Source organism: Methylobacterium sp. WL119, assembly GCF_008039875.1.
GTDB lineage: Bacteria > Pseudomonadota > Alphaproteobacteria > Rhizobiales > Beijerinckiaceae > Methylobacterium.
In genome coordinates this window covers 1-20,883 of the sequence record NZ_VRUU01000084.1, presented here as the reverse complement: position 1 = coordinate 20,883, position 20,883 = coordinate 1, and the positions used below count along the sequence as shown (strand labels likewise).

19 protein-coding genes and 1 pseudogene are annotated in these 20,883 nt (G+C 73.2%); 7 read left to right on the top strand and 13 right to left on the bottom strand.

Annotated elements, in window-relative coordinates; genetic code table 11:
* The 3 genes and pseudogenes from FV227_RS22200 to FV227_RS22190 all read left to right on the top strand — a co-directional run.
* Positions 1–611: pseudogene (locus FV227_RS22200) on the top strand (MFS transporter); the annotation flags it as partial.
* Between the two features lie 22 nt (positions 612–633).
* Positions 634–1,458: an EamA family transporter gene (locus tag FV227_RS22195; RefSeq protein ID WP_147729666.1), complete on the top strand. Its 825-nt coding sequence runs from the start codon at positions 634–636 to the stop codon at positions 1,456–1,458.
* 71 nt (positions 1,459–1,529) lie between these two features.
* A complete protein-coding gene (locus FV227_RS22190) occupies positions 1,530–1,955 on the top strand; it encodes a GFA family protein (protein ID WP_147729667.1) in 426 nt (141 codons plus the stop codon).
* Between the two features lie 26 nt (positions 1,956–1,981).
* Here the strand turns inward: FV227_RS22190 and FV227_RS22185 are convergent, their stop codons facing one another.
* Together FV227_RS22185 and FV227_RS22180 are read right to left on the bottom strand one after the other, a co-directional pair.
* On the bottom strand, positions 1,982–2,539 hold the full coding sequence (locus FV227_RS22185; protein ID WP_147729668.1) for a metallophosphoesterase: 558 nt from the start codon (positions 2,537–2,539) through the stop codon (positions 1,982–1,984).
* 121 nt (positions 2,540–2,660) lie between these two features.
* A complete protein-coding gene (locus FV227_RS22180; protein ID WP_147859922.1) occupies positions 2,661–3,371 on the bottom strand; it encodes a sigma-70 family RNA polymerase sigma factor in 711 nt (236 codons plus the stop codon).
* Between the two features lie 325 nt (positions 3,372–3,696).
* On the opposite strand from FV227_RS22180, the gene FV227_RS29195 reads away from it, so the two are divergent.
* A complete protein-coding gene (locus FV227_RS29195; protein ID WP_187274904.1) occupies positions 3,697–4,017 on the top strand; it encodes a hypothetical protein in 321 nt (106 codons plus the stop codon).
* Positions 4,018–4,180: 163 nt separating this feature from the next.
* Entirely contained in the window at positions 4,181–5,899 is a 1,719-nt protein-coding gene (locus FV227_RS22170) for a thiamine pyrophosphate-binding protein (protein ID WP_147859921.1), read from the top strand.
* 26 nt (positions 5,900–5,925) lie between these two features.
* Here FV227_RS22170 and FV227_RS22165 read toward each other — a convergent pair whose 3' ends face one another.
* The 8 genes from FV227_RS22165 to FV227_RS22130 all read right to left on the bottom strand — a co-directional run bounded on the left by FV227_RS22165 (position 5,926) and on the right by FV227_RS22130 (position 15,097).
* A complete protein-coding gene (locus FV227_RS22165) occupies positions 5,926–6,855 on the bottom strand; it encodes a DMT family transporter (protein ID WP_147728234.1) in 930 nt (309 codons plus the stop codon).
* A 43-nt stretch (positions 6,856–6,898) separates the two neighbouring features.
* Complete coding sequence (locus FV227_RS22160; protein ID WP_246686563.1) at positions 6,899–8,152, bottom strand: arsenic transporter; 1,254 nt, start codon at positions 8,150–8,152, stop codon at positions 6,899–6,901.
* Positions 8,153–8,230: 78 nt separating this feature from the next.
* A complete protein-coding gene (locus FV227_RS22155; RefSeq protein WP_246686562.1) occupies positions 8,231–9,553 on the bottom strand; it encodes a metallophosphoesterase in 1,323 nt (440 codons plus the stop codon).
* A gap of 19 nt (positions 9,554–9,572) precedes the next feature.
* A complete protein-coding gene (locus tag FV227_RS22150; protein WP_147728237.1) occupies positions 9,573–10,847 on the bottom strand; it encodes an MFS transporter in 1,275 nt (424 codons plus the stop codon).
* Between the two features lie 143 nt (positions 10,848–10,990).
* Complete coding sequence (locus FV227_RS22145; RefSeq protein WP_147859919.1) at positions 10,991–11,422, bottom strand: hypothetical protein; 432 nt, start codon at positions 11,420–11,422, stop codon at positions 10,991–10,993.
* Positions 11,423–11,451: 29 nt separating this feature from the next.
* Positions 11,452–12,117 (bottom strand): hypothetical protein, encoded by a 666-nt coding sequence (locus FV227_RS22140; protein ID WP_147859918.1) that lies wholly within the window; start codon positions 12,115–12,117, stop codon positions 11,452–11,454.
* A gap of 96 nt (positions 12,118–12,213) precedes the next feature.
* Positions 12,214–13,605 (bottom strand): sigma-54 dependent transcriptional regulator, encoded by a 1,392-nt coding sequence (locus tag FV227_RS22135; protein ID WP_147859917.1) that lies wholly within the window; start codon positions 13,603–13,605, stop codon positions 12,214–12,216.
* 7 nt (positions 13,606–13,612) lie between these two features.
* Entirely contained in the window at positions 13,613–15,097 is a 1,485-nt protein-coding gene (locus FV227_RS22130) for an ATP-binding protein (RefSeq protein WP_246686561.1), read from the bottom strand.
* Between the two features lie 279 nt (positions 15,098–15,376).
* Here FV227_RS22130 and FV227_RS22125 point away from each other — a divergent pair, with 279 nt between their 5' ends.
* Positions 15,377–16,375 carry a bifunctional riboflavin kinase/FAD synthetase gene (locus tag FV227_RS22125; protein WP_147859916.1) on the top strand — a complete coding sequence of 333 codons (999 nt, stop codon included), beginning with the start codon at positions 15,377–15,379 and terminating at the stop codon, positions 16,373–16,375.
* A gap of 6 nt (positions 16,376–16,381) precedes the next feature.
* On the opposite strand, the gene FV227_RS22120 is transcribed toward FV227_RS22125, so the two are convergent.
* The 3 genes from FV227_RS22120 to FV227_RS22110 all read right to left on the bottom strand — a co-directional run bounded on the left by FV227_RS22120 (position 16,382) and on the right by FV227_RS22110 (position 19,085).
* A complete protein-coding gene (locus FV227_RS22120; protein ID WP_147859915.1) occupies positions 16,382–17,155 on the bottom strand; it encodes an anti-sigma factor in 774 nt (257 codons plus the stop codon).
* Positions 17,156–17,203: 48 nt separating this feature from the next.
* On the bottom strand, positions 17,204–17,845 hold the full coding sequence (locus FV227_RS22115; RefSeq protein WP_147843667.1) for a sigma-70 family RNA polymerase sigma factor: 642 nt from the start codon (positions 17,843–17,845) through the stop codon (positions 17,204–17,206).
* A gap of 97 nt (positions 17,846–17,942) precedes the next feature.
* Complete coding sequence (locus tag FV227_RS22110) at positions 17,943–19,085, bottom strand: patatin-like phospholipase family protein (RefSeq protein ID WP_147729027.1); 1,143 nt, start codon at positions 19,083–19,085, stop codon at positions 17,943–17,945.
* A gap of 445 nt (positions 19,086–19,530) precedes the next feature.
* Between FV227_RS22110 and ispG the strand changes: the two genes are divergently transcribed.
* Positions 19,531–20,850 (top strand): flavodoxin-dependent (E)-4-hydroxy-3-methylbut-2-enyl-diphosphate synthase, encoded by a 1,320-nt coding sequence (gene ispG, locus FV227_RS22105; protein ID WP_147729028.1) that lies wholly within the window; start codon positions 19,531–19,533, stop codon positions 20,848–20,850.
* Positions 20,851–20,883 lie beyond the last annotated feature (33 nt).

Genomic DNA, 20,883 nt, shown 5'->3' with positions numbered 1-20,883 from the left:
TAGGCTGCGGTCTCGTTGGCTCTGATATTTGTATAAGAGACTGGGAGGGCCGGGCCGGGTTCGGGCTGCTGGTGGCGATCGGCATGCTCGACAACGCGGCGCGGCCGGCCTTCCTCATCTACCTGCCGTTCCTGCTCCAGGCGAAGGGGGCGGCGCTCGCGACCGTCGGGATCGCGTTCGCCCTCGTCGCGGTCGGCGGCGCGCTGGGCAAGGCGGCGTTCGGCCGTCTCGGCGCCCGCTTTGGCGTGACGCCGAGCGTGATCGCCACCGAGGCCGGGACGGCGGCGGCGATCCTCGCCGTCGTCGCCCTGCCGCTCGCGCCAGCCATCGCCGTGCTGCCGCTGCTCGGCCTGCTGCTGAACGGCACCTCCTCCGTCCTCTACGGCACGGTGCCGGAGCTCGCGCCGGGCGGGCGCGTCGAGCGCGCCTTCGCCGTGTTCTACACCTGCACCCTCGGCGGCAGCGCGCTGGCGACGCCCCTGCTCTACGGGCCGCTCGGCGATGCGGTCGGGCCCGGCTGGGCGGCGATGGCGGCTGCGGCGACGGCGTTCGCCGTGATCCCGCTGATGCTCGCGCTGTCGCCCCGGCTCGCGCCGGCGCGGCGGTCGTGACGCCCATGCCCGGCGACCGCGCATGACCCCGCTCGTCCTCGCCTGCGTCGTCGGCGCCGCGATCCTCCATGCCGGCTGGAACGCGGTGCTGCGCGGCGGCAGCGACCGGCTGTGGTCGATGACCCTGATGATGATCGCCGTCGCCGCCGTCTCGGCGGTCGCGGTCGCGCTCCTGCCGTGGCCGGACGCGGCGAGCAGGCCCTACGTGATCGCCTCCGCGCTGATCCACACCGCCTATAACCTCTCCCTGGTGCGGACCTATCGCTCGGGCGACCTCGGGCAGACCTACCCGATCTCGCGCGGCTCATCGCCCGTCCTCGTCGCCCTCGGCGCCGCGGTGTTCGCGCACGAGACGCCCGGCGCGGTCGCCGTCCTCGGCATCGTCCTGGTCTCGGGCGGCATCCTATCCCTCGCCTTCCAGGGGCGGATGCGGGCGGATTTCGTCCCGGCCGCGCTCACCACCGGATCGCTGATCGGGGCCTACACCGTCGTCGACGGCATCGGGGTGCGGCTGTCGGGGAACAGCCTGTCCTACGCGGCGAGCATGTTCCTGCTGTGGAGCCTGACCATGCCGCCGCTCTACTGGGCGATGCGCGGGACGCCGCCGGCCTATACCGGCGCGCAGACCGCGATGGCGCTCGCCGGCGGCCTGGTCTCGCTGCTCGCCTACGGCATCGTGATCTGGGCGATGCAGTCCGACGCGATGGGGGCGGTCTCGGCCCTGCGCGAGACCAGCGTGGTCTACGCCGCCCTCATCGGACGGCTCTTTCTCGGCGAGGAACTGAGCCCGCGGCGGATCGCGTCCTGCCTCGCCGTCGCCCTCGGCGCGGCATGCCTGGCGTGGTGATCCGGCCGGGGCGGACCACCGAGGCCGCGGCGCGGCCGCGCGCGTGATCGGAAGTGGACGACGGAGGCGACATGGCGAACGACACGACGACCCTGACGGGCCGGTGCCATTGCGGCGCGGTCCGGTTCTCGGCGACGCTCGGCGACGGCTTCCGGTCGATCCGCCGCTGCACCTGCTCCTATTGCCGGATGCGCGGCGCCGTCGTCGCGATGGCGGCGATGGGCGGGGTCGAGATCCTGGAGGGCGAGGCGGCGCTGACGCGCTACCGCTTCCACACCGGCACGGCGCAGCACTTCTTCTGCGCGCGCTGCGGGGTCTACACCCATCACCAGCGCCGGTCCGACCGGACCCTGTACGCGGTCAACGTCGCCTGCCTCGACGGGGTCAGCCCGTTCGATTTCGCGGAGGTTCCGGTGATGGACGGGATCAACCACACCAGCGACACCGGCCAGCCGACCCGGCGCGCGGGCACGCTGCGCTTCGTCCCGGCCGATTGACGCCGGCGGGCCGGCGCAGGCGCGTCTCAGCGCAGGCCGCGGATCGCCATCTCCTCGGGCGCCTGTTCGGCGGCGTCCTGGCGGGCGAGCACCTCGGCGAGGTCGACCGGTCGGTAATCCTGCGCGTCGACGCCGACGTCGCAGGATCGGCTGGTGTCGGGCAGGCAGGCGTGGGTGTGGCCGTAGAGGTGCCGGGTCTCGCGCCAGAAGCCCGGCCACGAGCGATGCGGGTAGTGCGACAGGAACAGGCGCTGCGGGCGGCCGGCGGCATCCATCACGCTGATGCGGGCGCTGTCGACCGGCGGCTCGGCCCAGGGCAGGTCGAGCACGCGGTTGGTGTCGTGGTTGCCGCGCACCAGCCGCTTCACGCCGTTCAGCCGCCGGAAGATCGCGGCGCAATGCGCGCGGCTCGCCTCGGCGGCGAAGTCGCCGAGGTGCCAGACCTCGTCGTCGGCGCCGATGCGCGCGTTCCAGCGCGCGACCAGCGCTTCGTCGTGGTCCTCGACCGACCCGAAGGCGCTGCGCCGGCGCCGGACGAGGTCGGCATCGCCGAAATGCGTGTCGGCCGTGAAGTAGGTCGCCATGGATCCTGGGTCGCTCGAGCCCGGCTGGACGGTCGCCGAGACCCGAAGTGGCGCCCCGCGCGGCCGCCGCCACCCGACGCGGCATTGGACCGCTCTCCGGGCGGCCGGGCGCCGCCGCGCGTCAGGGGGCGTGACGCGGCGGCGGCTCCCGCTCGAGCCCGAGCAGGCCGGCGAGCTGTCCGCGGGCCCGGCTGACCCGGCTCTTCACCGTGCCGACCTGGCATTGCAGCCGGACCGCCGCCTCCTCGTAGGTCAGGCCCTCGGCCCCGACGAGGAGCAGCGCCTCCCGCTGCGTCGCCGGCAGCGTCTCCATCACCGCGTAGAGCCGCTTCAGGGTGACGACGTCCTCCTGATCGGGCACGGCGGTGAGCTTGCCGGCCTGGACCCCGTCCGCATCCTCGACTTCGCGCTTGCGCTTGCGGATCTCGGTGTAGAACTGGTTGCGCATGATCGTGAACAGCCACGCGACCAGGTTCGAGCCCGGCTGGAACCGGTGCTGGTTCATCCACGCCTTCATCAGCGTTTCCTGGACCAGGTCGTCGGTCCGGCTCATGTCGCCGACGAGCGAGAACGCGAAGGTGCGCAAAGCCGGAAGCACCGCCATCAGGTCGTCGCGGAACGCCGTGGTCGGCGTCTCGCCGCGGCTCGCCAGCAGCGCCTCGAAGCGGCGCACCAGCACGAGGAGCGGTTCCGGCAGGGCATCGCAGGTCGGCAGGGCAAAGTAGGCGCGCAGCTCGCCGCCGAGATGGTTGCGGACCGCGGCCGCGACGTCGACCTCGTTCAGCTCGGTCTCGAAGGTTTCGTCCCGACCGTTGGAGATGGCGTGCGTCATGCCGATGGAGCGTCCCAAGGTTCTTACGGTCAAGCTCTTTTGAGCCAGTCTAAGGTAATTGCATATTAAATTCTGAGCCGGTGATGAACGGGGCGCGAACGCGAGCGACTTCAGAAATCGTTGCCTCGGCAAGCAACGCCCCATCCTTCGGAATCACCGTGCCGCGCATCACGGGCTCAGGCAATCGCGCCCGGATGCTGAGCTTCGCGGATCACGGGACCGTGCGACCCGAATGCGCTGCCTGAAGGTCGGAACCGATACCATCGCGTCCGATTTCCTCACGGGCAACCTTCTCGCACGGGGAAGGTTGAGGTATCTATTCGTCATGCCTCGCTTGGTTTCCTATCGCATTCACGACCGGGACGACGGCCTGTTCGACGCCGTCGCCACGCTCGCACCCGACAAGACGTATCGGCGCGAGGGCTTCGCCTCGCTGGCCGAGGTCGAGGACTGGATCGACGGGTTGCGGATCCTGATGGCCGCGATCGGCGCACCGCTCGTGCGGGCGCAGCACGCCACCGGTCTCGACGAGGCCGCCGCCCTTCGTCCGGACGGCGACGCACCCGAGGCGGATTCGCGCTCGGCCCGCGCCCGCCTGCTTCGCTTCCGCGATGCGGTGTCCGGCGCCGACGACGCGACGGACTGACAGGGCAGCCCCGCGCTGCAGGGCCTCGAACGGAGGCCGAGCATGTTCGCGACGGCCTCGTCTCCCGCCGCCGCGCGCAGGCTGCGGCCTTGCCTTCGACGCCCGGCGAACCAGACTTCCCCGCGCGAGGGCGACCGCTCCGGTCCGCACGAGGAAACCGCCGATGGCCCGACCCCGAACCGGCGCGCGCGTGCTCGTCGACCAGCTCCTAGCGCAGGGCGTCGGGCGCCTGACCTGCGTCCCCGGCGAGAGCTACCTCGCAGTGCTCGACGCGCTCTACGACACGGACGTCGACGTGCTGGTCTGCCGGCAGGAGGGCGGGGCCGCGATGATGGCCGAGGCGGCGGGCAAGCTCACCGGCCGGCCGGGCATCTGCTTCGTCACCCGCGGCCCCGGCGCCACCAACGCCGCGTCCGGCCTGCACGTGGCGCAGCAGGACTCGACGCCGATGATCCTGTTCGTCGGCCAGGTCGCCCGCGCGATGCGGGACCGCGACGCGTTCCAGGAGATCGACTACCGCGCGATGTTCGGCACCGTGGCCAAGTGGGTGGTCGAGATCGACGACGCCGCGCGCATCCCCGAGCTCGTGGCCCGCGCCTTCCGGACGGCGATGCAGGGGCGCCCCGGCCCGGTGGTGGTGGCGCTGCCGGAGGACATGCTCGACGACGCGGTCGCGGTCGCCGATGCGGGGCCCGTCGAGCCGGCGGAGCCCGCACCCCGCCCGGAGGACGTGTCCGACCTGCGCCGGAGGCTCGACGGCGCGCAAAGCCCGATCGTCCTCGTCGGCGGATCGCGCTGGAACGAGGCCGCGCGCGACGACCTCGTCGCCGTCGCCGAGGCCGAGGACCTGCCGGTGGCGACCTCGTTCCGGCGCGCCCACCTCTTCCCGGCCGACCATCCGCACTACGCCGGCGAGCTCGGCATCGGCCCGAATCCGGCCCTCGTCGCCCGCATCCGCGCGGCCGACCTGCTGGTGATGATCGGCGGCCGGCTCTCGGAGATGCCGGCGCAGTCCTATCGCCTGCTCGGCATCCCCGATCCCGGCCTGCCGCTGGTCCACGCCCACCCGGACGCGAACGAGCTCGGCCGGGTCTACCAGCCGGCCCTGGCGATCCAGGCCGCGCCCGGCCCGCTGCTCGCGGCGCTCCGGGCATCGCCGCCGGCCGTCGCGGCGCGGCGTGGACGCGCGGTCGCGGCGCATGCGAGCTACCGCGACTGGTCGGAGCGACCGGCGGCGACGCCCGGCGCCTTCCAGTACGGCGAGGCGGTGACCTTCCTGCGCGGGCGGCTGCCGGCCGACGCGATCCTCTGCAACGGGGCGGGCAACTTCGCCACCTGGATCCACCGCTACTACCGGTTCCGGGATTTCCGCACCCAGCTCGCGCCGACCTCGGGCTCGATGGGCTACGGCGTGCCCGCCGCGATCATGGCCAAGCGCACGCACCCCGAGCGCATCGTGGTCGCGCTCGCGGGCGACGGCGACCTGCTGATGACCGGCCAGGAATTCGCGACCGCCGTGCAATACGCGATCCCGGTCGTCGTCGTGGTGCTCGACAACGGCATGTACGGCACCATCCGCATGCATCAGGAGCGCGAATATCCCGGCCGCGTCTCCGGCACGCGGCTGCGCAACCCGGATTTCGCGGCGCTGGCCCGCGCCTATGGCGGCCACGGCGAGCGCGTGGAGCGGACGGAGGACTTCGCGCCGGCCTTCGAGCGGGCGCTCGCCTCCGGGCTGCCGGCGATGCTGCACTGCCTCGTCGCCCCGCAGGCGCTGACGCCGACCCAGACCCTCGACGCGATCCGCGCCGGCGCGGTCGCGCAAGGCAAGCGCAAAGGCACGGGTCCCGACACGGGCAGCGAGGGCCCGGACGACGTTTGACGCGCCGTCCGCCGGGGGCCGCATCGTCAGAAGATCGAGATCAGCAGGATGCCGGCCACCATCAGCGCGGCGCCGCCGAGCCGCGCCGGGCCGGCCTTGACCTGCTTCATGCCGACCCAGCCGAAATGGTCGAGCGCCACCGAGGTCAGCAGGTTGGCGGTGATCAAGAGGCCGTTGAAGGCGCCGGCGCCGACCGTGTCGACGAACAGCAGGCCGCCGAACACCGCCACCGCGCCGGTGATGCCGGCGAGCGGCATCCACCAGCGCACGCCCTTCACGTCCTCGCGGGTCGGGAGCGGCGTCGGCCGCACGAGGAACACCAGCGCGAACACGAAGACGACGGGCAGGAACGAGACGGTCGCCGCGAGCCAGGGGTTCACCAGGGCGCCGCGCAGCTGGGAGTTCCACACCACGCCCACCGCCTGCAGGATGCCCGCGACGACGATGAACGGGTAGAGCAGCTTCGGGTTGAGGCCGTGGCCCTCGTCCTTCTCCCCGCCCGTGTCGGCGGTGGTGCGGGCGATAAAGAAGACGCCGACGGCCATCAGCAGGCCGCCGAGCCACGGCATCGGCTTGAAGCCGCCGCCCTGCAGCCCGAACAGGCCGAACGCATCCATCGCCAGCGAGGCCAGGATGTTGGCCGTCAGCGTCAGGCCGTTGAACGGCCCGGCGCCGACCTTGTCGATGAAGGCGAGGCCGCCGAACACCGCGACCGCGCCCGCGACGCCGCCGAGCGGGGCGTACCAGGGCATCTTGCCCAGCGTCTCCAGGGTCGGGAGCGGCACCGGCATGATGAAGAACAACGTCGCGAACACGAACACGATCGGGGCGAACGACACCGTCGCCGCCAGCCACGGGTTCACCAGCCGCCCCCGCAGCTGGGCGTTCATGGAGTTGCCGAGCGCCTGCAGGGCGCCGGCGACGAGGATGAAGGGATAGAGCAGGGCGGCGTTCACGGGGGGATCTCCGATCCGAAGGGCTGAGGGCTTGGCCGAGGCGTCAGGCGAGGAGCAGGCCGGCGAGCGCCAGCGCCAGCGCCGGCGGCATCACCAGCAGGCCGAGCTTGAGGAAGCGCCAGAAGCCGACATCCTCGCCCTCGCGCCGGATCGCGGTGAGCCAGAGGATCGTGGCGAGCGAGCCGGTGACCGAGAGGTTCGGCCCGAGGTCGACGCCGATCAGGATCGCGGCGGCGATGGTCTTGGAGACGGCCGCGGCATGGACCGCGGCGCCGGCGAGGAGGCCCGCCGGCAGGTTGTTGACGAGGTTGGAGCCGACGGCGACGACGACGCCCGAGCCCCAGGCGGTGCCGGCCGGGTCGGCCTGGGCGTAGGCCTTGAGCTGGTCGGCGATCATCTTGAGCACGCCGGACTTCTCCAGCGCCTCGACCAGGACGAACAGGCCGGCGACCAGCGGCAGCACGCTCCATGACACGTCCTTCACCACCGCGACGAGGCCGCTGCGCTTGATCGCGAGGACGACGAGGGTGGTGGCCAGCCCCGCGATGAAGGTCGGCAGGCCGAGCTCGATCCCGGCCGCCGACGACCCGATCAGCGCAGCCGCGGTGGCGACGATGCCGGCGCCCGCGACCTTGCCGCCGAGCCCGAGCGACGCGGCCTCGACGTCGGTCGCGATCGCCTGGCGCTTCAGCGTGCCGTTCTGCGTGACGCGAAGGACGAGGTAGGTGGCGACGATGGCCAGCACCGAGGGCAGGCCGAAGGTCGCGAGCCATTCCCCCAGCGGCGGCATGTGGTCGGCGAACACGACGAGGTTGGCCGGGTTCGAGATCGGCAGCACGAAGCTCGCCGCGTTGGCGATGAAGGCGCAGATGAACAGGTAGGGCAGCGGGTTCTCGACCTTCGCCGCCTTGGTCGCGGCGTAGACGGCCGGCGTCAGCACCACGGCGCAGGCGTCGTTCGAGAGGAACACCGTCACCACCGTGCCGACGACGTAGACCAGCAGGAACAGCCGCGTGGCCGAGCCCTTGGCCATCCGCACCGCGATCGTCGCGAGCCAGTCGAACAGGCCCTCCTTCCGCGCGATCTCGGCGAGCAGCATCATGCCGATCAGGAACAGGTAGACGTCGGTCCCCTTGGCGACGCCGTCGAGCGCGTCGTGCCACGGCAGCAGCCCGAGGACGACGAGGAGGACGGCCCCGAGCGTCGCCCAGATCGCCTCCGGCCATCCGAACGGCCGCAGGATCACGCCGAGCGTCGCGGCGCCCGCGATCCCCCAGGTCGCGAGGTTGGGTGTCATGGCCAGTCCAGCGATCACGTCTTGCATCCCCCGGCGCCCCGCGGGGCGCGTGTCGTCCTGAAATCCTGGGTCAGGCGCTCACCACTTGCGCCCGGCCCGGTTGGGCCCGAGCTGGTCGCCGCGCACGCCCTTCTGGAGCCAGCGGCCGACATTCGGCACGTCGCTGCCGGGCTTGCCCGGGATCGCGGGCACGAAGCCGGGCTCGTCGAAGGCGACGACCGGCTCGATCACGTCGGTGTCGACGAAGTCGGGCCCGTGGCCGGACCAGTCCTCGTGCACCGCCTCGACCTGGATGCTGCGCGCGTCCCGCGGCCAGGCCAGCCACGCCGCGTAGGTGCGCCCGCCCGCGTGCGCCATGCGGACCCATGGCCCTGTCCCGACGCGGGCATGCACGTAGCGCGGCGGCGCGTCGGAGAGCACCACGGCGCGGACCGCGATCCGCCCGCGCGCGTCGGCGACCATGCCGGAGGTCTCGGGCGTCGCCGGCCGCGCGGCGACGCGCCGGTCGGCCGGGCTGGTGATCAGCACGAACGGCCACGGGCGGTCGAGCGCCTTGAAGCGCCAGCTCGTGACCGGGCCGTCGATCGCCGCGACCGCGTAGCCGACCGAGCCGTCCTCGTTCTGCCCGACCGAGCGCGCCGCGGCGTAGAGGGTTCGCCCGTCATGGGCGAGCTCGTTGTAGTGGGTGTGGCCCATCTCCACGAGGCGCACGCCCGTGGCCCGGAACAGGCCGGCGACGTCGAGGCGGTCGTCGGGCTCGCGCAGGTCGTCGGGGTAGGCGTGCATGAACACCGCGACAGGAACGCCGTCCTCGGCCGCCTTGGTCAGCGCCGCGCTCAGCCACTGCGTCTGGTCGGGACCCAGGCGGAAATCGAGGCCGATGCCCTTCCGGCCGTAGCCCGGGCTGACGATGTCGACGAACAGGCAGCGGACGCCCTGAAAATCCTCGCACGCGCAGAAATGCGGGATCTCGGCCGGCGGCCAGGTCTCCTCGGGCGACCCAACGGGCGGCTGGTCCAGCGTCCACACCGTCGGCGCCGGCAGGCCCCGCGACGCGACCAGGCCGGCGTGGAACGCCTGGAAGTCGGCCATCGCCCCCTGCTGCCGGTCGTGGTCGCCGGGAATCAGGCGCACCGGCAGGTGCGGATGCCGGGCGAGGGCGTCGGCGAGGATCGCGTACTCGCAGGCCCAGCCGTTCTCGGCGAGGTCGCCGGGCAGGTAGACGAAGTCGAGCAGGTGCTGCGGCGCGATGATTGCGATCTGGTCGAGGATCGCGCGGAAGTCGGCGGCGTTGCGCGCGTCGGGCTTCGTCAGGTGCAGGTCGCCGACGTGCAGGAACACCAGCGGTTCGGCGGTCGGCGTCCCGCGCTCGGCGGCGGTCGGCATGGAGGCGTCGGACATTGCGGGTGGGTCCGTCCGATCAAGCGGTCGCGGGCATCGCGGCCGGCAGGCCGCCGTCCGGGCGGCCTCCGATCGCGGTCGCGTCGCGAGTCTCGGGCATCAGCGCGAGGTAGAGGACGAAGCCGAGCCCGGCGGTCGCCGCGAGCGCCAGGAACGCGGCCGAGTAGCCCGCCGAGACGATGATCAACCCGGCGAAGGTGGCGCTGAACGCGGCACCGAGCCCCTGCGCCGTCGCCACCGCCCCCTGCGCGGCGTTGAAGCGGCCGCCGCCGCGGGTGAGGTCGGCCACCACCACCGGGAACAGCGCGCCGTAGACGCCGGCACCGACGCCGTCGAGCAGCTGGACGCCGACGAGCCAGAACGGGTTGTCCGACAGCGTGTAGAGCACGCCGCGCAGGGCCAGAACGCCGAAGGCCGCGAGGAAGATCGGCTTGCGCCCGATCGCGTCGGCCTTGGCGCCGACGAACATCGCCACCGGCACCATCACGCATTGCGCGGCGACGATGCAGACCGCGATCAGCGAGGTCGCGTGGTCCTTGCCCGACAGGTGCGTCAGCAGCTGCCCGACCGAAGTCAGCATCGCCGCGTTCGAGAGGTGGAACAGGGCGCACAGGCCGGCGAACAGCACCAGCGGCTTGTTCTTCAGCAGGGTGGCGAAGCCCGACGGCGCGTCCTCCTCGGCGACGTCCTGTTCCTTGGTCATGCCGCGCGCGAGGTCGTCGTCGATGGCTCGCGCCGGCACCAAAAGCATCGCGCCGATGGAGCAGACGGCGAGCGCCCCCATCAGCCAGAACACCACGACGGGCCCGAAGAAGTAGGCGAGCCCGCCGGCGAGCGCGGCGGAGACGGCGTTGCCGGCGTGGTTGAAGCCCTCGTTGCGGCCGATCCGCCGCGAGAACATCTTGGGGCCGACGATCCCGAGGGTGATGGCGGCGAGCGCCGGCGGGAAGATCGCCCCGGCGACGCCGGCGACCGACTGCGTCGCGGCGACGAGGTAGAAGTTGCCGATGAACGGCAGGGCGAGGCAGCTCGCCGTCACCGCCAGGGCGGCGGCGATCACCACGGCGCGCTTGGCGTTGGTGCCGTCGATCAGCATCCCGGCCGGCGTCTGCGCGATCAGCCCGGCGATGCCCGCGATCGTCATGATCAGGCCCGTCGTCGCCTCGTTCCAGCCCTGGTCGGGCCCGCGCACGGCGATCAGGTAGATCGCGAGATAGGGCCCGAGGCCGTCGCGCACGTCGGCGAGGAAGAAGTTGAGGGCGTCGAGCCCGCGCAGGGTCTTCGCCGACGGCATCGAACCGGCCGTGCCGTCCCTCGCCCCCGCCTGTGTCGTGCTCACGTCGTCGCCCTCGCTGGTCGGGTGGCCGGGCGGATCGCCTCCGCTCGGCCGGGTGCTCAAGTCGTTGATCGCGCCTGTGTTCCGCCGCCCGGCTGCGATCAGGCCGCCTCGGCCGCCGCCGGCTTCGGCTTGCGGACGGTGCCGTCGTGGTCGACGTGCAGCCGGACGGCCTGCCCGTCCTTCTCGGCCGGCACGTCGAAGTGCTTCGGCCGCCGCTCCGGCTCGCCGGTCACGCGGTAGCCGGCGGCCTCCGCGGCGGCGATCGCCGCGGCCGGATCCGCATCCGAACCCGCAGCCTTCGCCGGCCACGTCACCGCGTGCACCGTGCCGTCGGCGGCGGTGAGGCGCGCGACCTTGATCTCCGACGGCTTGCGCTCGCCCTCCACCGTCACGGCATCGCCGACGCGGAGCGCGATGCCCTCGGCCCCCTTCGGCCCGAGGTCGGCGAGGTGTCGCCCGTCGGCGCCTTCGATGGCGAAGCGGTGCCCGAAGATGGCCCAGACGGTTCCGGTGGCGTTCGTCGTCGTCATGATCGTCTCTCTGAGGGGTGGTGGGTCGGTCAGCGCGGCGGCGCGGCGTCCGGTGGCGGCGGAGGGGCGTCCGGCGGCGGGGGCCGCCCCGGATCGATCTCGGTCATCGCGCCGGTGGCGGCGGCGATGGCGTGCGCCTCGATCACGGTGCCCAGCGCGCTGCGGGCGAGAACCCCGCGGACGGTCAGCGCGCGCCCGGCCCGGAGCTCGGCGTTCCAGCGTTCGGCCTCGCGCGGCGGCATCCGCACCTGCGTGCCGTCCGCGAGCAGCACCCCGTTGATCTCGCCGCGCTTGCCGTGCAGCGGCATGGCCACGCGCCCGGTCACCGTCGTCTCGCTGCGGTCGCGCCCGGGCGGCCCGAGGTCGATCACCGTCGCCCCGGTCGCATCGTTGCGGATCATCGTGCCGTCGACCAGCGGCAGCGCGCGGGCCTTCAGTCCGTGGATGGTGACGGCATCCCCGGGGCGCACCGCGAAGGCCAGCTGCACGCTGAGATGGGGCGGCGCCTTCACCTCGGTGCCGTCGGTGAGGATCAGGCCGTCGATGTCGCCGCGTGGCGTCAGCGTGTACTGCCGCACCGTTCCGCGTGTCTCGGGCAGGCCGGCGGGATCGAACGCCGTCTGCGCCGCGGCGCTCGCTGCCGAGAGGGCGAGCGCCGCGATGGCCGGGAGGAGAGCCGTCTTCCGATGCCGCACGACGCCTCCCTGTCCCGATCGGATCACGGGAAGGCCATGGCACCGTCCGTGCCATCGACAAAACGCTTACGGATCAGATGGTTGCCTCGGCAACGGTCAAGCTTGATCGTCCGGATTCGCGACAGCGACCGTCGTGAGATCGGACAGGCGCGCGCCGTCGGCCGGCGCGCCGAGGCCGTAGCGCTCGATCTTGGCGTAGAGCAGCTGGCGCTGGATGCCGAGGCGCCGGGCGGCCGCGGTGCGGTTGCCGCCGGACGCCTCCAGGGCCGCCGCGATCATCGCCGCCTCGAGCCGCGCCACGGCGCCGGGCAGGTCGCCGGCGAGCCAGTCGACCGGCTCGGCCTTGCGGGCGGCGGCGGGCAGGTCGAGGTCGGGCGCGTCGATCGCGTCGCCCCGCACCAGCACGCCGGCGCGCTCGATCACGTTGCGCAGCTCGCGGACGTTGCCCGGCCAGGCATGCCCGAGCAGCCGCGCGGCGGCCGCCGCCGTCAGCCGCTTACCCCCGAGCCCGGCGCCGGCCAGGAAATGCTCGGCGAGCGGCAGGATGTCGGCGAGGCGCTCGCGCAGGGGCGGCAGCGCGATCGGGACGACGTTGAGGCGGTAGTACAGATCCTCGCGGAACGTGCCGGCGGCGACCATCCCCGGCAGGTCGCGGTGCGTCGCGGCGACCACCCGCACCGCGACGGCGACCGGGCGCCCGCCGACCGGCGCCACGACCTTGTCCTGGATCACCCGCAGGATCTTGGCCTGCATCTCGGGCGGCATGTCGCCGATCTCGTCGAGGAACAGGGTTCCCCCGTTCGCCTCGCGGAACGCACCGGTTCGGTCCGTCACCGCGCCGCTGAACGCCCCGCGGACATAGCCGAACAGCTCGCTCTCGAGGAGGTCGCGGGGGATCGCGGCGCAGTTGACCGGGACGAAGGCGCCGGAGCGGCGCTTCGCGTAGGTGTGGAGCGCGCGCGCCACCAGCTCCTTGCCGGTGCCGGTCTCGCCCTGGATCAGGATCGTCGCATCGCTGTCGGCGGCGAGCCCGATGGTCTTCTGCACCCGCCGCATCCCGGCGCTCGACCCGACGAGGCCGTCGCCGGCGCCCGGCTCGCCGGCCGCGGCCGAGGGGATCGCCGGCCGGTCGAGCATCGCGGACAGCACCGCCGCGAGGTCGGCGCGGCCGACGGGCTTCGTCAGGTGGTCGTGCGCGCCCAGCCGCATCGCCTCGATGGTGTTGCCGGCATTGGCGTAGGCCGTCAGCACGGTCACCGGCGGCGGGCTGTCCTGCGCGCGGATGCGGGCGAGCACCGCCATGCCGTCGAGGTCGCCCGGCATGCGCAGGTCGAGCAGGATCGCGGCGACCCCCGGCTCGGCCGCCAGCCGCGACAGGGCCTCGCGGCCCGAGGCCGCCACCACGGGCCGGTGGCCGAGATCGGCGATGGTCTCGGCGAGGCTCTCGGCCAGGGCCGCGTCGTCGTCGACGATGAGGATCAGAGCCATATCGCCATCAGAGCCAGGGCAGGTCGATCTCGAAGGTGGCGCCCACGGTCGATTCGACGAGCCGCACCTCGCCGTCATGCGCGCGGGCGATCTCGCGCACGATCGCGAGGCCGAGGCCGGTGCCGTCGGGACGTCCGGTGGCGAAGGGCTCGAACGGCTCGGCCCGGATCGCGCCGGGGACGCCCGGCCCGGTATCGGAGACGGTGAGGAGCAGGCGCGCGCCGCGAGCGTCGCCGATGCGCGCGGCGGCGAGCCGGACGAGGCCGCCCTCGGGCACGTGCTGGAGCGCATTGAGCACGAGGTTGTCCAGCGCCCGGGCGATCTGGCCGGCATCGATCGAGACCCGGGCGCCGGCCGGCAGCCCGTCGGTCTCGACCGCGAGCCGCACGCTCTGCTCGCGGGCCAGATCCTCGTGCAGGCGGGCGCTGGCCTCGAGCAGGGCGGCGACGTCGGCGGCCGCACGCACGGGCGGCCGCGCCTGCGTCAGGCCGAGGAGGTCCGAGAGCAGCCCGTCGATGCGGGCGACCTGCTCCAGCACGGTCTCGATCGCGCCGCGGGCGCGGGCCGGATCGCCGCTCGCCAGGGCGTTCTCGGCCTTGAGGCGCATCGCCGAGAGCGGGTTGCGGATCTCGTGGGCGACGCTCGCCGAGAGCCGCCCGACCGCGGCGAGCTTCTCGGCCGCCACCGCCCGTCCCTGCGCCTCGCGCAGGCGCGCGCTCGCCGCGTTCAGCGCGTCGACGAGGCGGTCGAGCTCCGGCTCGCCGGTCGGCGCGAGGTCGGGCAGGTCGCCGCGCTCGGAGCGCGGCGCGGCGAGCTGCGCCTTGAGCCGGGCGATGTGGCCGGAGAAGCCGTAGAGGAAGCGCCCGAGGAACAGCGCCGAGCCGAGCACGGTCGCCGCGAGGAAGGCGAAGCCGGCAAGCAGCTGGCGGTAGGCCGGGCCGTGATCGGTCTGGATCCGCGCCATGGTCCAGGCGGTCGCGCCGACGATCGGGCCGCGCAGGGGGCAGGCCTGGAGCAGCAGGGCCTGCGTCCGGCTCGGGCGGCGGAGCGCCACGGGCCGCTCGGTGCGCAGCGCGTCGGCATTGATCTGCGCGATGCTGTCGCGCTCGGCCGCCGGCAGGTCGGTCTTCGGCCCGGTGCCCTCGTAGGTCGGGAAGGCGTAGGCGACCGAGCCTTCGGACGCGGTCCAGATCCCGCCCTCGACGCCGGGCGAGCGGGCGAGCGCCACGCTCACCGCATCGGCGAGGTCGGCGCGCAGGGCGGCGTCGACCGCGCGCGTGGACGGCATCGCGCCGGCGACGAAGGCGGTGCGGTCGACGATCTCGCGGCAGGCGCGGGCGACCGCGACCTCGGCCTGGCCGACCTGCACGTCGGCCGACTGGCTGTAGAACGCGAACAGCAGGTAGCCGGTGGCCGCGGCGGAGGCGAGCAGCAGCAGCCAGAGCGCGAGCAGCCGCGCCCGCAGCGAGCGCGGCATCACCGGCCGCGCCATCGCCGGGCTCGGTCGAAACCTGGGTCGAAGCGGATCTCGCGCACCGGGCGTCTCGGCCCCTTCATCGGCAAGGCGCCACCGCCTCGGATGCTGCCGGTGGTCGCATGTTCCGGCCGGGCGACCAAGCGGGCTGAGCGGATGTCGGGTCGGGCGGGCTCGACGGTCCTGCGGAGGCCCCCCCTCGCTTGACCGCCCCGGCGGTTTTCGACAGGGTCCGCGGCGCTGCAATCCGCGGTTCCAGCGAGGGCCGCCGCACTGGACGATCCGCAAAAGCTCCCGATGGCGTCAGGCGACGAGACGGCTCCCGAGGCGGCTCCCGGGCCCTTCACGATCTGCCGCGAGGACGAGCCGGTGCCGGCAGCGCTTCGCGGCGCCGTCGCCGGGATCGGCAATTTCGACGGGGTCCATCGCGGGCATCGCGCGCTGGTCGCGGCAGTGCGCGCCGCCGCCGACGAGACCGGGGTCCCGGCGGCGATCCTCACCTTCGAGCCGCATCCGCGGGCCTACTTCGCCCCCGACAAGCCGATGTTCCGCCTCACCGGCGTCGCCGCCCGCGAGATCGTCTTCCGGCGGCTCGGGCTCGACGGGGTGATCGTGCGCCGGTTCGACTCGGGCCTCGCCGGCACCGGCGCGCGCGACTTCGTCGATCGGCTGCTGCGCGACGACCTCGGCCTGTCGGGCGTCGTCGTCGGGCACGACTTCCATTTCGGGCGCGGGCGCGAGGGCACGCCGGCGATGCTGGCGGCCCTGTGCGCCGAGGTCGGCCTGTCGTGCCGCATCGTCGCGCCGGTGGCGCTCGGCACCGAGGCCGACCCGGTCTCGTCGAGCGCGATCCGGCGGGCGCTCGCCGAGGGCGAGGTGGCCCGCGCCAACGCGCTGCTCGGCTACCGCTGGTTCGTGATCGCCGCCGTGCGGCACGGCGACAAGCGCGGGCGCACGCTGGGCTACCCGACCGCCAACCTCGCGCTCTCGGACTGCGCCCTCGCCCACGGCATCTACGCGGTGCGCGTGCGCCTGCCCGACGGCACGATGCGGGACGGGGTGGCGAGCTACGGCCGCCGCCCGACCTTCGACGAGGGCGCGCCGCTGCTCGAGGTCAACCTGTTCGGGTTCGCGGGCGACCTCTACGGGCAGGAGATCGCGGTCGAGCTCGTCGGCTTCATCCGCGGCGAGGAGCGGTTCTCGAGCGCCGAGGCGCTGATCGCCCGCATGGACGTCGATTCGGCCGAGGCGCGGGCGATGCTCGCCGCCGACCGGACGCCGTCGATGCTGGACTGAACGGCGTCAGGGCGCCGAAGCGAGCGCGAGCGCGGCGTGGCGCAGGTCCTTCGCGTCGTGGCCGCCGCTGACGGCGTAGGCCGAGTCGCCGGTGGTCCAGGCCAGCGTCGCGCCGTCGCCGGCATCGGCCACCTCGGTGGCGAGCCCGGCCGCGTGCACGAGCCCGGTCGCGCGGCGCCGGGTTGCGAACAGGGAAACCTCGCCGAGCTCGCCGGCCGCGAACGCCACCTCGATCCCGGTGCCGCTGCGGGCGGGAAACACCTGCACGTCGCGCACCGTCCAGCCCTTGGGGACCGCGGGCAGCGCGATGCCGGTCGCCGCCGAGAGCCGCGCCCGGTCGTAGGCCGGCACGCCCTGCGCGCCGATGCGGACGCGGAGCTGCGCCACCTGTCGGGCCTGTTGCGCGTCGGCGACGAGCGCCGGGTCGACCGGCGAGGCGAAGGTGTCGGGCACCCCGAACTGGCCGACCTCGCTGTGCGCGAGCCAGCCCGCGCCGACGAGCACGGCGATCGCCGCCGCCCGCTTGAAGCGCGACGCGACGCGGTTCCAGCGCAGCGACCGGTCGAGGCGGCGGGCGGCGATGCGCAGGCGGTCCGGCCCGGGGCCGGGCGACGGCGCGAAGGATTCGCGCAGAGCGTCGCGGTCGTGCATCTCGGCCATCACGCGGGCCGCCACGTCGGGGTTGCCCGCCAGGTACGCCTCCACGTCGAGGCGGCGCATCACGTCGAGCTGCCCGTCGACGAAGGCGATGAGGTCGGTGTCTGCAATCGGGTCGGTCATCGCGGGTTCGTCCTGTCGTCTCGTTCGCCGTCGTCTCGCTCCGCGCCGTCAGAAATCGCCGACGGCGCGGCGGGCAAAGGGCGCATCGCCCGGCCCCTCGGTGCGGCCGTCCCGGGTCACGAGGCGCAGGCCCGGCCGCTCGGGCGCGCGCGGTCGAGGCTCGTCGGCGCCCTTCCGCGCGGCGTTCTCCCGCGCGGCGCCCTCGCCCTCCTCGAAAGCGCGCAACGCCGCCCGGCCGCGGCCGAGGCGCGACATCAGCGTGCCGATCGGGATGCCGAGCACCGCCGCGGCGTCGGCGTAGGCCATGCCTTCGAGGGTGACGAGATGGAGGGCGGCGCGCTGCTCCTCGGGGAGCGTCAGGAAGGCGCGCCGGATCTGGGCGAGGCGCACCTGCCCCTCCTGGGCCGGCAGCGCCACCTCCTCGTGCATCTGCACCAGCACGTCGGCGTGGCGCGTCTCGACGCGCTTGCGGCGCTGGTCGTCGATGAAGACGTTGTGCAGCACCGTCATCATCCAGGTGCGCAGGTTGGTGTTCGGCCGGAGGCTGCCTTCCGCCTCCAGCGCCCGCACGAGCGTGTCGTGCACGAGGTCGTCCGCCCGCAGGGTGTCGCGGGTGAGCGAGCGCGCATAGCGCCGCAACGGCACCAGGAGGTCGACGATGTCGGGGCGCTTGGTCTTGTCGGCGATCATGGAACGCTAACGGAGCGGCGCGCGGATTTAATCCGTCCGCGCGCCGGCGTGCCCGAAGGGTCGGGTGCGCCGGCGCACGCGGCCCGCCGCGCTCGGCTTACTGGTACGCCTGCTGCAGGTCGAGCGAGCAGTCGCGGCCGATCTTCTCGTAGTTCTCGGCGAGCCAGGCCTGCGCCGCGTGGCGGCCCTTGTCGCGCAGGCGCTGGAACACGCGCCAGCGCGCGTCGAGCTTGGAGCCGGCATTGTAGGCGTCGAGCGCGTCGGTGCCGTCGATGCGGTGGACCAGCACCCGCTGGTACTGGCCCTGGCCGAGCACGCCCTCCTCGATCAGCCCGTCGACGAAGTCGATCGCGCGCAGCTCGCGCATCAGGTTGGCGTTGAAGGTGATCTCGTTCAGCCGGTCCTGGATCTCCCGCTCGGTCCGCGGGGTCTCGCGGCGCTCGACCGGGTTGATCTGCACCAGGAGGATGTCGCGGGTCACGGCGCCGCGATGCAGGGGATAGAGCGGCGGGTTGCCGAGGTAGCCGCCGTCCCAGTAGGGCACGCCGTCGATCTCGACGGCCTGGAACACGGTCGGCAGGCAGGCCGAGGCCATCAGGTGGTCGACGGTGAGGCGCTCGCGCTCGAACACCGCGAGCTTGCCGGTCCAGACGTTGGTGGCCGAGACGAAGACGCCGGCCGTGCTCGCCTCGCGCAGGCGCTCGAAATCGACCTGGGCGGCGAGCGCCTTGCGCAGCGGGTTGATGTTGAGCGGGTTCGAGACGTAGGGGCTCGGCGTCAGCACCTTCGACCAGAACTCGATCACCGGGTTGCCCTTCAGCGCGCCGAACATCCCGTGGAACAGGCTGCGCTGGCCCGGCGAGAAGTCGCCGTCGAGGCTGACCTCGCGCCAGAACCGCTCGAGCCCGGCGCGGGCGCCCTCGGGGCCGTCCTTCAGCCAGCCGTCGATCATCACCACGGCGTTCATCGCGCCGGCGCTCGCCCCGGTGACCGCCTCGAAGCCGAGGCGCCCGTCCTCGATCAGCGCGTCGAGGACGCCCCAGGTGAAGGCGCCGTGCGCGCCGCCGCCCTGCAGCGCCAGGGCGACGTTCTTCTCCGCCCGCGGCCCCGCGAGCACGTGATGCGAGGGGTGGGCGGAGGGACGGTCGGCGATGCCGTCGGAGACCGGCCCGGGCACGGCGGTGACCGGGTTGCCGGGCTCGGGACGATCGGTGCAGGGCTGCGAAGTCGGCGTCATCATCGCCTCAACATGGATTGTTGCACTGCGGTATCAAAGGCCGCATCGCAGCATTTTTCTACGGACGCGGCGGCGGCGCAAGCGCGCCCGGTGCGTCGCGGTTCCGCGAATCGGCGCGGTGGACGGCGGCGGCCCGGCAAGCGCGACGCGACCGGAGCGCGCGCGAGGTCCGGGGCGGGCGAGCACGATCCCGTTGGCGGACAACGCTTATCCGAGGCGGGGTCGGCACGATCGCGCCGGGCCGTGGCCTGCGCGAACTCGACATCGCGGGGCGGATGCGACATGACACGCGCGGTGCAGACATGCATCGCCGCAGGATTGACGCGGTCCCGCGTCAATCGCAGCTAAACGATCGACCGTGCAAGCTGATGGCGTGCTGCGCGCAGCCGCCGGCCGATCGCGACGTCGCGAAACACAAGGCCTTGAACGAAGGTCCACGATGGAAGCCATGCAAGCCGCCAGCCTCGACCAGAACCCGCTCGCCGCGCAGGCCGCGGGCCTGACCGGACCGGAGATCGCCGGGCCGGCCCCGCGGCATCGCACCGTCGGGGTGCGCGTCGGCCAGGGCGAGGGCGCGGTGACCGTCGGCGGCGGAGCACCGGTCGTCGTCCAGTCGATGACCAACACCGACACCGCCGACATCGACGCCACGGTGGCGCAGGTCGCGCAGCTGGCGCGGGCCGGCTCGGAGCTGGTGCGCATCACCGTCGACCGCGACGAGGCCGCCGCCGCCGTCCCGAAGGTGCGCGAGCGCCTGGACCGCATCGGCTGCCACGTGCCGCTGGTCGGCGACTTCCACTACATCGGCCACAAGCTGCTCTCCGATCACCCTGCCTGCGCCGAGGCGCTGGCGAAGTACCGGATCAACCCGGGCAACGTCGGCTTCAAGGAGAAGAAGGACGTCCAGTTCTCGACCATCATCGAGCAGGCGATCCGCTACGGCAAGACGGTGCGCATCGGCGCGAACTGGGGCTCGCTCGACGAGGCGCTGCTCACCCACCTGATGGACGAGAACGCCCGGCTGCCCCGGCCGATCGACGCCCGCGCGGTGATGCGCGAGGCGATGGTGCAGTCTGCGCTGTCCTCGGCCGAGCGCGCCGTGGAGCTCGGCCTGCCGAAGGACCGCATCATCCTCTCCGCCAAGGTCTCGGCGGTGCAGGACCTGATCGCGGTCTACCGAGAGGTCGCGCGCCGCTCGGACTACGCGATCCACCTCGGGCTGACCGAGGCCGGCATGGGCTCGAAGGGCCTGGTCGCCGCCTCGGCCGCCATCGGCGTGCTGCTGCAGGAAGGCATCGGCGACACGATCCGCTACTCGCTGACGCCGGAGCCCGGCGGCGACCGCACCGTCGAGGTGAAGGCCAGCCAGGAACTGCTGCAGACCATGGGCTTCCGCACCTTCGTGCCGATGGTGGCGGCCTGCCCCGGCTGCGGCCGCACCACCTCGACCACGTTCCAGGAGCTCGCCCGCGACATCCAGAACTGGATCGTCACCTCGATGCCGGAGTGGAAGAAGACCTATCCGGGCGTCGAAGGCCTGAACGTCGCGGTGATGGGCTGCATCGTCAACGGCCCCGGCGAATCGAAGCATGCCGACATCGGCATCTCGCTCCCCGGCACCGGCGAGACCCCGACCGCGCCGGTCTTCATCGACGGCAAGAAGGCGATGACCTTGCGCGGCGCGACGCTGGCCAAGGACTTCGAGACGGTGGTGATCGACTACATCGAGCGCCGCTTCGGCCAGGGCGCCCGCAACGCCGCGGAGTAGCACCGCCGCGCCTCCCCCTCCCCCGCACCCCAG

Excerpts from the sequence above, each read along its gene's own strand:
- FV227_RS22160 (WP_246686563.1), bottom strand. The coding sequence starts at position 8,152 with ATGACACCCAACCTCGCGACCTGGGGGATCGCGGGCGCCGCGACGCTC.
- FV227_RS22110 (WP_147729027.1), bottom strand. The coding sequence starts at position 19,085 with ATGATGACGCCGACTTCGCAGCCCTGCACCGATCGTCCCGAGCCCGGC.
- FV227_RS22120 (WP_147859915.1), bottom strand. The coding sequence starts at position 17,155 with ATGACCGACCCGATTGCAGACACCGACCTCATCGCCTTCGTCGACGGG.
- FV227_RS29195 (WP_187274904.1), top strand. The coding sequence starts at position 3,697 with ATGCCTCGCTTGGTTTCCTATCGCATTCACGACCGGGACGACGGCCTG.
- FV227_RS22195 (WP_147729666.1), top strand. The coding sequence starts at position 634 with ATGACCCCGCTCGTCCTCGCCTGCGTCGTCGGCGCCGCGATCCTCCAT.
- FV227_RS22170 (WP_147859921.1), top strand. The coding sequence starts at position 4,181 with ATGGCCCGACCCCGAACCGGCGCGCGCGTGCTCGTCGACCAGCTCCTA.
- FV227_RS22125 (WP_147859916.1), top strand. The coding sequence starts at position 15,377 with ATGGCGTCAGGCGACGAGACGGCTCCCGAGGCGGCTCCCGGGCCCTTC.
- FV227_RS22130 (WP_246686561.1), bottom strand. The coding sequence starts at position 15,097 with ATGGCGCGGCCGGTGATGCCGCGCTCGCTGCGGGCGCGGCTGCTCGCG.
- FV227_RS22155 (WP_246686562.1), bottom strand. The coding sequence starts at position 9,553 with ATGTCCGACGCCTCCATGCCGACCGCCGCCGAGCGCGGGACGCCGACC.
- FV227_RS22185 (WP_147729668.1), bottom strand. The coding sequence starts at position 2,539 with ATGGCGACCTACTTCACGGCCGACACGCATTTCGGCGATGCCGACCTC.
- FV227_RS22115 (WP_147843667.1), bottom strand. The coding sequence starts at position 17,845 with ATGATCGCCGACAAGACCAAGCGCCCCGACATCGTCGACCTCCTGGTG.
- FV227_RS22180 (WP_147859922.1), bottom strand. The coding sequence starts at position 3,371 with ATGACGCACGCCATCTCCAACGGTCGGGACGAAACCTTCGAGACCGAG.
- FV227_RS22135 (WP_147859917.1), bottom strand. The coding sequence starts at position 13,605 with ATGGCTCTGATCCTCATCGTCGACGACGACGCGGCCCTGGCCGAGAGC.
- FV227_RS22150 (WP_147728237.1), bottom strand. The coding sequence starts at position 10,847 with ATGCCGTCGGCGAAGACCCTGCGCGGGCTCGACGCCCTCAACTTCTTC.
- FV227_RS22190 (WP_147729667.1), top strand. The coding sequence starts at position 1,530 with ATGGCGAACGACACGACGACCCTGACGGGCCGGTGCCATTGCGGCGCG.
- ispG (WP_147729028.1), top strand. The coding sequence starts at position 19,531 with ATGCAAGCCGCCAGCCTCGACCAGAACCCGCTCGCCGCGCAGGCCGCG.
- FV227_RS22145 (WP_147859919.1), bottom strand. The coding sequence starts at position 11,422 with ATGACGACGACGAACGCCACCGGAACCGTCTGGGCCATCTTCGGGCAC.